General features: G+C 38.2%; 8 protein-coding genes. All 8 read right to left on the minus strand.

The annotated features are described in order from the left end of the window. Window positions 1–479: 479 nt before the first annotated feature. Complete coding sequence (locus tag H6W53_RS20820) at window positions 480–839, minus strand: VanZ family protein (RefSeq protein WP_076395260.1); 360 nt, start codon at window positions 837–839, stop codon at window positions 480–482. Next, window positions 832–1,209 (minus strand): glycine cleavage system protein GcvH, encoded by a 378-nt coding sequence (gene gcvH / locus H6W53_RS20825; RefSeq protein WP_076395258.1) that lies wholly within the window; start codon window positions 1,207–1,209, stop codon window positions 832–834. The genes H6W53_RS20820 and gcvH overlap by 8 nt, the downstream gene beginning before the upstream one ends. A 111-nt stretch (window positions 1,210–1,320) precedes the next feature. Further along, the gene (gene sprA / locus H6W53_RS20830) at window positions 1,321–8,412 is read right to left on the minus strand and encodes a cell surface protein SprA (RefSeq protein ID WP_410500865.1); all 7,092 of its coding nucleotides are present in this window, start codon (window positions 8,410–8,412) and stop codon (window positions 1,321–1,323) included. 6 nt (window positions 8,413–8,418) lie between these two features. Continuing rightward, entirely contained in the window at window positions 8,419–9,003 is a 585-nt protein-coding gene (gene ruvA / locus H6W53_RS20835) for a Holliday junction branch migration protein RuvA (RefSeq protein WP_076395252.1), read from the minus strand. Window positions 9,004–9,174: 171 nt separating this feature from the next. Continuing rightward, a complete protein-coding gene (locus H6W53_RS20840) occupies window positions 9,175–9,375 on the minus strand; it encodes a bacteriocin-like protein (RefSeq protein ID WP_087710599.1) in 201 nt (66 codons plus the stop codon). Between the two features lie 255 nt (window positions 9,376–9,630). Next, a complete protein-coding gene (locus tag H6W53_RS20845; protein ID WP_185209485.1) occupies window positions 9,631–11,925 on the minus strand; it encodes an NADP-dependent malic enzyme in 2,295 nt (764 codons plus the stop codon). Window positions 11,926–11,946: 21 nt separating this feature from the next. Further along, window positions 11,947–12,798: an ATPase gene (locus H6W53_RS20850; protein WP_185209487.1), complete on the minus strand. Its 852-nt coding sequence runs from the start codon at window positions 12,796–12,798 to the stop codon at window positions 11,947–11,949. Window positions 12,799–13,551: 753 nt separating this feature from the next. Continuing rightward, complete coding sequence (locus H6W53_RS20855; protein ID WP_185209489.1) at window positions 13,552–14,274, minus strand: hypothetical protein; 723 nt, start codon at window positions 14,272–14,274, stop codon at window positions 13,552–13,554. Window positions 14,275–14,285 lie beyond the last annotated feature (11 nt).

The raw sequence follows: 14,285 nt of genomic DNA on the forward strand, positions 1-14,285 counted from the left end.
ATCATGGAAAAAGACGGAAATATTGAGTTCTGAAGAAAAATTCTATTGGATTGAATGGGAAAATGGAGGGTTTGAGGAAGTGTTGGAGAGAAAGGAGTTTGTGGGGAAAAAGAGTTAAATAGGAAAAGTATATTTAAAAAGTGAGGTATTGACTTTTGAGATCGTCTCTTTTCTTTATTATATATGTATTTAAAAATCCAGTATAAGAGAATCTCTTGAGGCACCTACAAATGAAAGGTTTGTCGGTATTTCAATTAGGCTTACGAAATTCTTAGCCCCGATAGGAACGACATCCTTTTGGGTTGCGGGCGAAGCGAAGCGTAGCCCGTAACCCAAAAGATACAGTGGATAGCGGGAAATAGCTTCTTATAAAAAGGAGGAAAAGTATAGGTGTAGACGGATTTTAAAACAACCGTGATATTTCCTGAGATTTAATAGTCGTTTTTTGACCATAATAATAAAGGAAATATTTCTCGAAATTAAAGAAATCGCTTTTCTAAGAACTTATATATATAGTATCCGATGAGACAGCCTACAGTATCGGCAACGATATCTAAGGTTTCCATTGATCTTCCCAATCCCATTTCTTCCTGAAGGATCTCGGTAAGAAATGCATACAGCAGAATGATCTGGATGAAATAGTAAAAACGGATTTTTGGAAATGCAGCAATAAAAAAGAAACCTAATGCTGCAAAGATGCTTAGATGTAAAATCTTGTCAATTCCGCTGAACATGAACCAATACTCATGGTTTTCTTCTCCCGGTCTGAGAAGCATATAAGTAAGAAATGCCCAATAAATGGGCAATATCTTACTGAATATTTTTGAAATCTTATCCAATGATTGCCTGATATTCTTCCGCAGAAAGTAATTCTGAATGATCTGCACCTTCAGCAACTTCTAATTTGATGATCCATCCGTTTCCATAAGGATCTGAATTTAACAATTCAGGCTGGTCTTCCAATTCTGAGTTGAATTCGATCACTTTTCCTGAGATTGGCAAGAATAGATCTGAAACTGTTTTTACAGCTTCTACACTTCCGAAAACGGCACCTCCTTCAAGATCATCATCTACAGTGTCTACATCTACATAAACGATATCTCCCAGCTCTCCCTGTGCGAAGTCTGTAATACCGATTGTAGCAACATTTCCTTCAATCTTGATCCATTCGTGATCTTTCGTGTACTTTAATTCTGATGGTGTGTTCATTTTTAATTTTTTATTTGTACAAATGTATTCAAAATTCCAGAAGGTTCAAATATCGGATATAAAAAATGTCCCTCAAAAACTGAGGGACATTTAAATTTATTTTCGTTCTAATTAGAAACCGCCTGAGTCTCCGAATGTAAACGTGGCAGAAATACCTGCTCTGATTGTTGACAGCGGGAAGGCTGTTGAGATTTTATATTTAGAAGTCATCTGCTCATAGAATACTCTAAGATTAAGGTTCTGTGATACATTATAATCTGCTGAAACTTTAATGTTCATCAATCTCTGACCTCCTGTAACCTGAGAATCATCCAGTAAAATGTTAGTGATGCTCGTCTTGCTGTCTCTCAGAGAGAAATCTCCTCTGATGTTCAGGTCACTTCCTTTTGCTTTTCCTCGCCCTCTCACATTCGTCATTCCTAATCTGAAGTTTCGGATGATGTATCCTACTCTCACTACATATTCGCTGTTTGAATCTTCTGTTAAGGTATGGTTTACCAATCCGAGTAACAATGTTCTTAATCTGTTGTACTGAATACCCAACTGAATATTGTTTCTCATCGTCATGTCTACTCCGATCAAAGGTGAGAAGTTTTCTACGTAACCTACCTGAGCAAAAGTGAACGGATTGATATAATCGTCATTAATATCTCTCTGCGTTGCATCGTAAGCATTAAGACTGTTGAAATAATCGATACTGGACTGAATTCCTGTGGCTGTATAAGTCGCCTGATAAGAATGTAAAAGATCAAACTTGGAGAACTGTCCGTTGATGATCGGGATATTTCTCAACCCTGAGTAAGTGATCTTCCAGTTTGGAATCGGAAGTCCTGCTTTTTTAGGGTTGGTCATTTCTTTTACTGTTTTTCCTTCCACCGCAGCTCTGAATGCAGGAATCAAAATATAGGCATTTGAAATTCCATAACCGTCTTTGAATCCATTTGGCTCTAAAGCGCCCTGCTTCTGCTGAGATAAAGCCTGTGCATTCTGTCTTATTGCCTGATAAATTGCCGCTCCGTCTTTAAATGCCGTCTTCAACAAGACCACCGAGTTGGAGTAGGTTACCAAATCATTCGCAAATGTATAGTTCGGATTGGCAACTCCGGTATTCGGATCTCTGTAATTAAATCCTGTATGGGTAAAGTTTCGGTTGTAATTATGCAGTGCGCTGATGTCTATTCTGAGATCGTTCATCGGCATAACCTGCAAATTAGCCCGCAGCTCGCGTGTCGACATTCGTACATAAGGATCTGTCATAAATTCGGAATCACTTACCCATCCGTTTTCCATAACCGTTCTTCTGATGTCTGCCTGAGATCCGAAAAGGAATCCGATGGTTGGACCTCCCAAAGTCTGTCCGTAACCATACCAGTTCGGAGCCGATAATAATCCCGGAAGCACTGTTCCGTTGTTTTCAGAATAATTGATATCTAACTGCTTCATGGATGTTAATAAATACGCCATGCTCTGAAGCGGAGTCAGTCTGTTTTTAAACTTATATCTTTTATAAGCATATCTGTTTTTCTCCCACTGCTGCGTATATGCATTGTTTAAGGAATCTATTTCCTGTTTACGTTTCTGCAATTTTGCCGAAATATTTTTGAAATACTTAAACTGTCCAAAGAACTTGGTGAAATCTGCCGTTCCGGTTGCCTGAATGACATTTGTATTCTGACCGATTGAACCTAAGCTTCCGTCCGGACTTGCCAGTAACACTGTAGATCTTGCATTCCAGTTGTAGGTAAATCCGTATCCTAATTCCGCATCGATGAAATCGAGATATGGCAGATACTGGAACGGTAATTTATAGTTCAACTGAACTCTGTGGTTATATAGTACAGGTCTACCCGCTCTTAATACATTTCCGAAAATAGAACTGTTGTCCATTGTATTAACGTCTACATTGTCATTCAATGTTCTGGTTGCCGAGTTAATTTCCAGTTTTAAAGATTTGGTAAAATTAAATCCTAAACCGTACTGCCATCCGAAATAGAAGTTTCTGTTTTTAATCGCTGCAAAGTCATCACCATAGTTTCCTGTAAGGATGGCATCAATATTTCTAAACTGCAACTCGTTGTAATTTCTGTCGATTTCTGTTCTGAAAGAGAATCTTGTAGGAACAGGATTAAAGTTAAATTCTTTTATCCATCTCAGATATTTCGTAGACTTCGCCGTATCGCTGATCATTTTATTGAACGGACGGATTACCCAAGGTTTGAAGGTGTAGTTGTAATCTACATACCCTCTCAGATACTGTCTGTAATTTTTCTTGGTATAAATATCTCTATAATAATCGTCGTTGTAAACCGCCGTTACCGATACGTTTTCGATATCGTAGAACTTAGGTTTCCTGTTCGGATTCATTCTTTCTTTATGCATATTCACAACACCGATGCTTCTTTGCTGTGTATAAGTTCTTGCTACTTTTTTAAGCTGCTCTTTGTTTGCTGCTTTCTTAAACTCAACATCCGTATCCAGAGGATTGTACTTCGGATCTTCAATGGTCTGCGAATAAGAATAGTTTACCGGAATTTTAACTCCTGTTTTTTCAGGTAAAAATTTATCTACATTTACTGCGGTATTGATGCTGAATGCAGACTGAGTCGACTGGTTTCTTTCGGCAGGTTTAGAATCAATATTTCCAAATCCTACTGAAGTATAAGAAGCACTAGTGTTTACGGTTGCAAAATCTCCCAGATTGAAGTTTAAGCTCGCATTTCCTGCATACCCTCCGTCATTTTCTATTTCAGAGAGACGGATTTCGTTTACCCAAAGAATTCTGTCGATTGATACAGCTGTAGAAACTCCCCTATCAAAACCGTTTCTGATACCTATCATAATGGTTGTGATGTTTCCTAAACTTGGTCGACCTTTGATGTAAAGACTTTTAAAAGTATTCCCCGGATCAAAAACCTCATCTTTTAATCTTTGCACAATTTGCGTCGGGTGATTTTTATCTCTTCTTATTTTAGCATCAACAAAATCCTGAATATTTAAATCCACATCATTTTCCATCGGCCAGATTTCCATAGGTGTTGTAGCGGTAGATGGTGTAACGAAGAGTGAAGATTCATATTCATAATAGTTATCTGTGGCATCACTACCTAAACGGATGAAGAATTTGGTTTCTTTATTAAAACCGAATACTCTTTTACCAGGATCCTGAGCGTGTACAAAAAGTTTTAATTTTTTGTATCTTCTCATATCCAGAGAGGTATTTTTAAATACCCCTCTTGCTTCAGATGGAGCAAGGGATGTCGCTTTTAAATATAAAGAAGCTTCATTCTGTCTTTGTGCACCTGCATTACCACTTAAAATCTGTCTGTCGATTCCCGGAGGCAAAACATAAGGCGGCTGATTCAGTGCATTTTCTTCAATATTTACACTTCCCACTTCGAAGTTATCGTTATTTGTAGTGGTTGTCCCTTCATCCGTAGCTCCTGAATTTCCTGTATTTGCAATATTTTTAGGATATTTTCTCCAGTCTGATCTCACCAAATCCATGGTTCCGAATCTTAACGTTGAAGTCTGATCGAAACCTGTTAATAATAATCTTGCAAATCTGACATTATTCAAAATAGAAGCATCATGATCTCCTGCCGTATTTACGTACTGGGAAACCGGAATTCTGAACAAATACCATTTTACCTGAGAAGTCTGCCCATTCTGGAATGATGCCTGAACTGTTTTAACGTCTACGATGTTATTCTGTCCTAAATTAAGGCTTCCCGGAGTTAAGCTTACCTCATACTGGTTGTAGCTTTCTGTCTGATCTAAGTTGTAATCTTTATTGATATCTTCTGCATCCGGAGTCTGTGAAGCCACTTCTAAAGAGTTGCTCTGAGAGTTTTCTTCCGGATTTCTGAAATACTTGTATCGCTGTACCAAAGATGACGCCTGAGTTCCGGTGAATTTTTCAGACATATAGAATACAAAATCATCTACTGCAGGATCGGAAACATTGGTAACCGGATTGATGAATGTATTTCCGAACAATGCCGCTTCCTGATCCGAACTTAAACCGTCATACCCCAAATCCTGAGCGGTTCTGTCTGCTCCTTCACTTGAGAATGCATAAAGAATCGGTGGCTGCTTTGGCTGTGTTCCCCAGTTTGAAGCCGTAGTAGTAGACGGAGCTGAAGGCGTTGGCAATCCGTTTTCGTACTGCATCTGTCCGTCTTTCAGAATATCTTCCGAAACGTTTCCTAAATGCAGTAAAAGTTTTGGATTCGTGCCTAAAGTATTTCCGTCCGCATAAGGATCCATCATCCAGAATTCAACATATTCGATGTTTGAATTCACGAAATTGGAAACGCTGATCGGTCTCATGATTCCCGCCCATCTCTGTGCGGTTGTTTCTGTAGCCGGATTGGAGTTGTAAGGTCCCTTTTCTGCCGGATAATACGAAATATCAAAAGTATTGGTATACGTTTGTTCTCCTGCTACGAAATCTCTGTTGTTAAAAATTTCTGAGAACTGAACCCTTCTTGAAGCGTGATTGGAAACTGACTGCGGCGTGATTCCTGTCGGAGCCTTTCCTCCTACACCGTAAAATCTCGGATCGATGTTATACCATGACAACAAACCTCTTCCATAGCCTTCTGTTATGTCGTTATTTTTTCCAGCTCCTTGAAATACCAAATCAGATTGATTTTTTTCCGGCTTTGAAGCTAAGCTCCACGCTGTAGGTTCTTTTAAAGTAATTTTTGAAGTGGTCTGTTCAAAATCATCAATATAAGACTGATCGTTGATTCCTTTATTTAAACCGGGAAGTAAATACGCTGCCTCCATTTTGAAATTCAGATTGGATGGTGCTTCTGTATTTACCAAAGGTATTTTATCTGTTAATCTCGTAAGGAACGGAAGCTGATTGTTGTACATCAAATTGATTCCTGCCATTGTGTTATTAACAGCTTCCTGACCATAGTTTACTTTTTGAGTAAGCGGTGATTCGGAATAGTTTACAACGGTTCCTCCCAAGATAAAGTTTTCATTGAATCTTCTTTCTAAATTCAATCCCATGAATCTCTTTCTCTGGGTATTGAATGTTAACTGGTTTTCCAGTGAAATATTAATTGCCTGTCCGGATTGTTTTACCTGCTCATTGATGATGGTAACGGTTCCCAACATATAATCTACGGTATAGTCTATCCCTTCCGTAAGCTGAACTCCGTTTGCAGAAACTTTTACGGAACCTTGAGGAACATTAACTGCTCCCAGAGAAATTCCCTGTCCCTGAACGCCTTTGTAACGACCTTCAATGGTATAACGCTGTGCAAGATTGCTGGATGTAGCAACCTGTTTCTGCTGACTGTACAGATCCGAGAACACGTACTGTGGATCGTTACTTCCGATGACATTCTGGATATAGCTTCCAAATGGCTGAACTTTAGTAAAGATCACTCTTCCTGTCTCCGGACGTATGGTAATTCCGTTAACAAAGTCGAAAATACCGTCTCCCGTTGAAGTTCCGTTGTTCTGTAAATCTCCGTTGGCGTTCAGTCTGTCCCAGTTTAATAATTTGATCAAAGGAACATTGCTTACCTGTGGATTATTGGCAACCGGAAGATAATTTACTTTACCTCCGGATGGTGGATCTCTATATAACACGTTCAGGATGAATCCGTCCTGATTAACCTGTCCCGCATCCAGAGAATAGATGTTTTTCATCATCAGATTCCACATCGGCGAAGTTGTTTTTACCGTTGTATTCGGCTTCAGAAGTTTCGCCATTAAAACCGTACTTTCCTCAGAGAATTCCCCGACTTTGTACACCTGATTGCTTCCGTTCACCGTGTAGGAAAAGGAAACCGCCAAAAGCTGATTATCGTTCAGTTTCTGGTTTAATGAAATGTAACCTAACTGCGGTTGTAAGGTATATTCGTTGGTATTTAATCTTCTTGCTTTTTTATTGAAGATAAAGTGTTCACCATCCTGATAAACTTCTGTTGTTCCTGTCGCAACAGGAAGGTTCTGCCCTTTGATGGCATTGTATGCAGTACTCGCATCTCTTAACCCAGGTAATCCGTTAATCGTGGAATACAGGTTGAAACCCGGCTGGTTATTATCGGGAAGAGCTCCGGAAGCATCCCCCAAATCTCTGATTCCGACAATACTTTTCTGGTACTGTAAGTTGCTGTTCCCCTGATCCAGAACCCAGACTTCCAGTCTTGTAATGCTGATCTTCGAATTGATCTGAGGATAATTTAATAAAGCGCCGTCATATTTATCTAAGAAATAATGTCCTAAAAAGTAGTGTTGGTTATCTTCGTAATCAATTGCATTTAATTTAAATGTATTCATGACACCGCCCCCCTGAACCGTAATATTCCTTGCTTCACCCTGTTGTTGGGAAAGCACGACTGTTCCGAAGGTTTTACCTAACTGAAATTCTGTTTTAACCCCGAATAAAGACTGTGAACCACGGATGAGACTGGTGGAAAGCGGCATATTAACGTTACCGAATTCTACTCTTTTGATGATTTTGTCCTCTCCTCCTGCACTTGGCTTATCTACATCCTGCAAACCTTTCTGCTGAAGATCTTTCCAGCTTCCTTTTGCCTGCCAGACGAGATTCATTCTGTTCTCAAATGCGAAACCGCTCTGGGTGTCATAATTGGCTTTTAACTGAAGGTTTTCTCCTACTTTCCCCAATAAACCAAGCTGAATTCTCTGGTCGATATCGAACGTAAAACTCTTTCTGTTTTGCGGTAAGATCAGTGGATTATCAATCTTCTGATACAATCCGGCTAAATCGAAAGAAGCATACCCGGAAGGAATGATTTCGATTTTATTGCTTCCGAAAATGGTTTCGAAAAGCCTGTTGTTGATCTGTAATGAAGGAATTAAACCTTTTCTAGCCGCATCGCTTTTATCTTTCCGGAACATCAGACTGTAACGGTCTGATTTTTCCTTATAGTAAGCTTTCGTCTGCGCTTCCATCATGAACTCTTTGTAATCTTCCGGAGACATCGCAGTCGGCTGTCCTGTTATGGTATTTCCTACTTTAGGATATACGAAATACATTCCTGTTTTTATATCGTAGTAGGCTTCATACTGTGTAGGATCTGCCAACTGATAATCTTTTTTGATAATTGCGGTATCGCTTACCTTTGCTGCAGGTCGCCTTTGTGCAAATGTAAGTGTAGACACAAGCAAAAACGACAGGAACAGAATTATATTGAAATATTTATTATTCGCCACCAAATGTTAAATGTTTTTTAAAATTTGTTTTACCAACTCTTCTACTGAAATATTAGGATCCTGCTTCATGATTTTATCCGCAAGTTTCTCGCTCATTCGCTTAGGAATGCCCAAAACTTCTAATGCAGATAACGATTCTTCCTTGATTTTATTATTTGCAAACGTGGAAATGTTTTCTTCGGGATTGCTGAATTTCTGTACTTTATCCTTAAGATCCACGATGATTCTTTCGGCTGTTTTTGCCCCGATTCCTTTGGCTTTCTGAATGAGTGCGCTGTTTTTTGAGAGGATTGCCGAAGCGATCTCATCAAGACTTAAAGTAGACAGTAAAATAAGTGCTGAAACGGCTCCTACTCCATTAACGCTTATTAACAGATTGAACATATCTTTCTCTGAACGAGTGTTAAATCCGAATAGCAAATGAGCGTCTTCCCTGATGATCTGCTGAATAAAAAGAAAAGTTTCTTTATTGGTTGTGAGGGTTTGTGAGGTCATTAAACTGATACCTACATAGTAACCAACTCCTTGTACGTTGATTACTGCGTAAGTAGGCGTAAGTTCCTGAACAATGCCTTGAAGTGAAAATATCATTATTAATTTTTATAACTCCCAAATATAGTAATTTAAACTAAGTTATGTTTTCATTTCACGCGCGAATGATTTTTAACTTAATTTTTAACTGTAAATGCAATAATTTCTCAAAAAAAACGAAACCCATCCAAATGGACAGGTTTCACTTTCTTACTTTAATTTTACAAAAATCTACACCGGATTTATATCCAGACACATGCTGATGTTGCAGGCTCCGTTTACGCAGGTGGGTGTACATCCTACCAAACATAACTGTCCCTGAGAAGGAAGGCAGTAATATCCTCCGTCCGGAGACTGCAATGGCTTTCCTCCGGGTCCGCCTCCTGCAATCTGTCTTAAATTTTCTCTTGAAAGTTTTTTGAAATTTTTCATAATGTAATTTTTGGTTCTCCTAAAGTATTTAATTTATCTACCTGTTGAACAGATATTTAAATAATTAATTCTGAAAATGTATTTTACAATTTATTTTACCCCTAGAAAAGTTAGTATTCATAGGCATTTAAAAAGATTTTCAAAATACAAATTCACCTGTCCTAATATCACAAAATTGTGAAATTAGGACGCAAAAAAAAAGCAGTACACCGTTATTTTGTGTACTGCTTTCTATCTTAAGAACAGATTTTTTTATTATTTCTTCTCTTTTTTCTCTCTTCTCTGGGCATCCAGAACGGCAATGGTTGCAAGGTTTACAATCTCATCTACGCTTGAACGCATCTGTAAAACGTGAACCGGCTGTTTCAGTCCCATCAAAATTGGTCCGATTACCTGTGCTACTTTCATTCCTCTGATGATCTTGTAGGATAAATTCGCACTTTCAAGATTCGGGAAAATGAATGTATTGGCAGGCGTTGTTCCTAATTTTGAGAATGGATAATCGCTTAAGTGATCTGAATTCATCGCAAAATCCGGCTGAATTTCTCCGTCCACGATCATTTTCGGATATTTTTCGTGAAGGATGCTTACCGCTTTAGCTACTTTTTTTGAAGTTTCGGAGATGGCTGCGAAGTTTTCAAATCCAAGCATGGCGATTCTCGGTTCGATGGCAAAAGATTTTACTGTAAACTCTGCCATTTTAGCAATATTTACCAAGTCTTCCGCTGTAGGATTCTGATTGATGGAGGTATCTGCGAAGAAAATTGGTTTCTTTTCAGACAAAATCATCATCATTGCCGCTACTTTATCGACTCCTTTATCTTTTTCAATTACTTCTAAAACTGGTCTAAGAACGGAGGTATAATTTTTAGAGAAACCAACAATTAATCCGTCTGTATCGCCATGTTTCAGCATTAAAGGACCGAAATAATCTCTCTGGCGAACGAATCTTTTTGCTTTGTATTCGTTCATTCCCTTTCTCTGGCGAAGCTTCCAAAGCGTTTCTCTGTATTTTTTTCTGTTTTCTTTCTGATCGTCGTCGCTTGGATCAATAATCGGAATATCAAGATTGATCCCGAAATGTTCCATCTGCTCCTTGATGTATTTTTTATTTCCTAAAAGACTCGGATAGGCAATTCCTTCTTCATATAGAATCTGTGCCGCTTTCAGAACGTTGTATTCTTCCGCATTTCCTAAAGTAATTCTTTTCGGATTGGCTTTTGCACGGTTCTGCATCATTCTTACCAGCTTCTCGTCTCTTCCCATTCTGTCGAGAAGGCTGTTTTCGTATTCTTCGAAATCGGTGATTGTCTTTCTGGCAATTCCGCTTTCTACAGCAGCTTTTGCTACCGCACTGGATACTTTTGTAATTAAACGGTTATCAAATGGTTTTGGAATAAAATATTCTCTTCCGAACTGCAGATTCTGAATGTTATACGCTAAAATTACCGCCTCCGGAACAGGCTCTTTTGCCAGATCTGCAATGGCATGAACAGCCGCCAGTTTCATTGCTTCATTAATTCCTTTTGCCTGAACGTCTAATGCTCCGCGGAAAATATAAGGGAAACCGAGAACGTTATTAACCTGATTAGGATAATCACTTCTTCCTGTTGCCATGATGACATCTTTGCGGGTTTCAAGGGCTACATTGTACGCAATTTCCGGATCCGGATTTGCCAATGCAAAAACGATAGGATTTTCATTCATGCTCAGCAACATTTCCGGCGTCATTACATTTCCTTTTGATAATCCGACGAAAACGTCTGAACCTTTTACGGCATCTTCCAATGTTTCGATGTCCGTCTGAGCAACAAAATCGATTTTTTCCGGAGTAAGGTTTTCTCTTTTGTGGTTAATCACTCCTTTACTGTCGCACATCAATACATTTTCTCTTTTCAAACCAAGAGAAATATAAAGATTGGTACACGCAATGGCTGCTGCTCCTGCTCCGTTCACCACCATTTTCACTTCTTCAATCTTTTTATTGGCAATCTGAAGAGAGTTGATTAATGCTGCTGCAGAAATGATCGCCGTTCCGTGCTGATCGTCGTGCATCAAAGGAATATCCAGTTCTTCTTTGAGTCTCTGTTCGATATAAAATGCTTCCGGAGCTTTAATATCTTCCAGATTGATTCCTCCAAAAGTAGGAGCAATACCTTTTACAATTTCTATGAATTTATCCGGATCCTTTTCGTTGATTTCAATATCGAAAACGTTAATGTCCGCAAAAATTTTGAACAAAAGACCTTTCCCTTCCATTACCGGCTTCGAAGCTTCTGCACCGATATCTCCCAAACCTAAAACTGCGGTACCGTTTGAAATAACAGCTACCAGATTTCCTTTTCCTGTATAATCGTACACCGTTTCGGGCTTATCGTGGATTTCCATACAAGGAACTGCAACCCCCGGAGAATACGCCAAAGACAAATCTCTCTGAGATGAGTGTGGTTTTGAAGGGATCACTTCGATTTTACCTTTAGGTTCGCCTTTATGATAATCTAAAGCCGCCTGATTAAAGTTCTTTTCGTCGCGGTGGGTTTTACTTGACATATAATGAATTTTGTTATTTAATTATAGTATATATTGTATGTGGTAGCTTACGAGACTTTCGATAGGCTTCTGAACAATCTGTCCCACATTAAGATTAAGCTCTGCCGCTGCAGAACGTAAAACATCTTCGTAATAATAGGCTATTGATCCGATGAAATTGATCTCGGCATCTTTGGCTTCTACATAGGGAAGCACCTGATAATCGAAAAAATTAAGCATTTCATCATGCACCATTTTCTGTAAATAAGGATGATCTTTTCTTTCAACCACAAATTTGTTGAAATCTGCTAAGTACGCATTCGGTCTTGGAGTGTGATACATGTTTTTCAATGCTTCCTCCACAGTCAGCTTATACGTTTCTTCAAACTCTGATGAGAGATCTGCGGGAAGTTTCTGCATAAAGAATCTTCTTACCAGTTGTTTTCCGATTGCGCTTCCGCTTCCTTCGTCTCCTACAAGAAATCCGAGAGAAGGCAACTGGATCTTAATGGTTTCTCCGTTAAAATAGCAAGAATTGGAACCAGTTCCCAAAATACAGACAATGGCAGGCTTTCCTCTGTAAGCAGCATAAGCTGCTGCTGTGAGATCCTCTTTAACAATAATTTCTGCACCGATGAATACTTTACCCAACTCTTCTATGATGATATCACAATTTTGCTGAACACCACATCCTGAACCATAAAAAAAGATTTTCTTAATCGAATTTTTAACGGAAGTAAGGCTTGTATTTTTTTCAATTTCAGGAACAATAAGTTCTTTGTTGATGAAGTTTGGGTTGAAGCCAATGGTTTCTGTTTTCAGGAAGACCTTTTTAAAATCGTCCAAAATTACCCAGTCGGATTTTGTAGAACCACTATCAACAATAGCAACCATATTTTACATTTTAGTTTAAGGATGCTAAATTATGAATTTATCTTGTAAGATGACGGATTCTGAACATGACATATGTGTTATTTGTGTTGTGAGAAGGTATTTAATATTTTGTACAGGGCAAAAAATATGGGGGAAATTGCTTTATGTAACTTAGACGATCTCTTATATATTTCAGACGAGTCAATAAATACTCCGGACAATGTCTTATATATTCCGGACAAAGCTTTATATACTTTGGACAACATTATATATATTTTAGACAAGGCAATAAATACTTTGAACAATGTCTCATCTATTTCGGACGAAGCTTTATCCATTTTAGACAATACATCATTTACTTTTGACAAAGTTTTATATATAATGGAGGTTTTTTTTATATTTTAGAAATTATCTTATATGATATTTATTTTAAGCCATTAAGATCATTAAGGTGTTAAGAGCTATTAAGAAATATCTTTGATATTTTTAGAAAGGTGAATGACCTCAACTGAACGGAAATATACAATATCTAATTAATAAAGATTCTTCATTTCATAATGCTTCGCAAAATTCTATTCAGGATGACAAACAGAGTCTATGGATCTATAAATTGTTTTTGTTGGAGATTTTTTCTAAAATTTCTAATAGACTGCTTAGATCCCTACGGGATGACAAACAGAGTGGTGAACTGAAAAGAAAATTTTAAATGCCTCGAAAAACAAATTAAATTTTTAAGTAAAAAGAGCCTATACAAATGTATAAGCTCTTTTGTTTTTAACGTTTTTTGAATTTTATTCTTGAGATTGCTTTGTACTCGGGAGAGTTGCTTTCTAAAATAGTAAAGAGATAGTCTTTGGCTCTATTGAATATATCTATAAGGTTATCTTCCGAATTGTAAACTGTACTATTCCTTAAACTTCTGGCTGCATTCAGAGGGATAAATGCATCTGCAACTGCCTGTGTTGCCTGTAGCATCTGGCTTTTCTCCTGCTGTAAAGTTATTACCTTATATTCTGCTTCGTTGGGATTGTAGTTTGGAGTGTTCTGAAGAAGCGAGATCAACTGGTCGTAATTATTGGTTCTGAAATCGTATCCCATCTGTGAAACGGAATTTTGCTTCTGCTCCTCTTCCGTATTTGTAGTAGCTATAGGTTTTACTTTTCTTACTCCTTTCAGTTTTCTGGCAATAGTCATAAAATCTTCCAGCTGAGCCTGCGTAACTCCTTCCGTCGCTTTATACATTTTGCGAAGCTTTGTAATTTTCTTCCCTATGGGAGCAAAAAGCTTCTCACGATCGTCTACCGCCAAAGAGTATGGTGCTACAGAATTGTTTACAGCTTCCTGACTTGCAAAAGCGGAATTGTAAAGGGTCTGAAGATTTGCTAATGATAGTTTTGGATTGCTAGGATTGTATTTTGCTCCTAAATCTGCGATGTGCGAACACAATAGATTGGCATTTGCAATGTTTTTTGCATGCCCGTTTTCATTTTTTGACATAGATGTGCTTT

It is taken from the genome of Chryseobacterium sp. C3 (assembly GCF_014218905.1).
GTDB classification, from domain to species: domain Bacteria; phylum Bacteroidota; class Bacteroidia; order Flavobacteriales; family Weeksellaceae; genus Chryseobacterium; species Chryseobacterium mucoviscidosis.

What these genes read in the sequence shown, in the direction of transcription:
- gcvH (WP_076395258.1), bottom strand. Translation starts at nt 1,209, where the DNA reads ATGAACACACCATCAGAATTAAAGTACACGAAAGATCACGAATGGATC.
- ruvA (WP_076395252.1), bottom strand. Translation starts at nt 9,003, where the DNA reads ATGATATTTTCACTTCAAGGCATTGTTCAGGAACTTACGCCTACTTAC.
- H6W53_RS20840 (WP_087710599.1), bottom strand. Translation starts at nt 9,375, where the DNA reads ATGAAAAATTTCAAAAAACTTTCAAGAGAAAATTTAAGACAGATTGCA.
- H6W53_RS20845 (WP_185209485.1), bottom strand. Translation starts at nt 11,925, where the DNA reads ATGTCAAGTAAAACCCACCGCGACGAAAAGAACTTTAATCAGGCGGCT.
- H6W53_RS20850 (WP_185209487.1), bottom strand. Translation starts at nt 12,798, where the DNA reads ATGGTTGCTATTGTTGATAGTGGTTCTACAAAATCCGACTGGGTAATT.
- H6W53_RS20855 (WP_185209489.1), bottom strand. Translation starts at nt 14,274, where the DNA reads ATGTCAAAAAATGAAAACGGGCATGCAAAAAACATTGCAAATGCCAAT.